This window comes from Neisseria sp. P0021.S006, assembly GCF_051956895.1.
The window spans coordinates 1-660 of sequence record NZ_JBQCWZ010000790.1 but is presented as its reverse complement, the minus strand read 5'-3'; the positions used below and the strand labels follow the sequence as shown (position 1 = coordinate 660).

At 53.8% G+C, this 660-nt stretch carries 1 protein-coding gene; it reads right to left on the bottom strand.

Annotation, left to right across the window (positions count from 1 at the left end; genetic code table 11):
- Window positions 1-120: 120 nt before the first annotated feature.
- Window positions 121-660 (bottom strand): carboxylating nicotinate-nucleotide diphosphorylase (gene nadC, locus ACTHUM_RS17120; protein ID WP_440403572.1); only part of this gene is annotated, 540 nt, incomplete at its 5' end.

Below are 660 nucleotides of genomic sequence, written 5' to 3'. Positions count from 1 at the left end.
ATATGAAGGTTGAAGCTACCCTGCATAATTTTTATATCTTCTGCTTTGGAAGCAAAAAGGCTGCTTGAAAATAAAAGGTCTATATTTCAGACGGCCTTTGCTTTATAGCAAACTCGAAATTTAAGCCACGAAATCCAAACCTATATCCAACGAATGGCTGCTGTGGGTCAGATAGCCGAGGGCGATGCCGTCCACGCCGGTTTGCGCCACGCGCTTCAGTCGGTCGAAGCCGATGCCGCCCGATGCTTCGCAATAGACGGTGTGGGGGTGGGCAGTTTGCGTGTGGCAGCGGTTTGCCGCTTTTTTCAGGGTTTCGTCGTCCATGTTGTCCAGCAAAATCCGTTCTGCGCCCGCCACGATAGCTTTGTCCAGTTGTGCCAACGTGTCCACTTCGATTTCCACGCAGGTCAACGGTCCGACTGCTTGCTTTGCCTGCTGCACGGCTTGGGCGATGCTGTCACAATAGGCAAGATGGTTGTCTTTGATGAGGATGGCGTCGTCCAAGCCCATGCGGTGGTTTACGCCGCCACCTGCTCTGACGGCGTATTTTTGCAGGACGCGAAGCAGTGGGATGGTTTTGCGGCTGCACACGATGTCCACATTGTAACCGGCAACTTCGGCTACTGCGCGAGCGGTAGCGGTGGCGATGCCGCTTAAGTG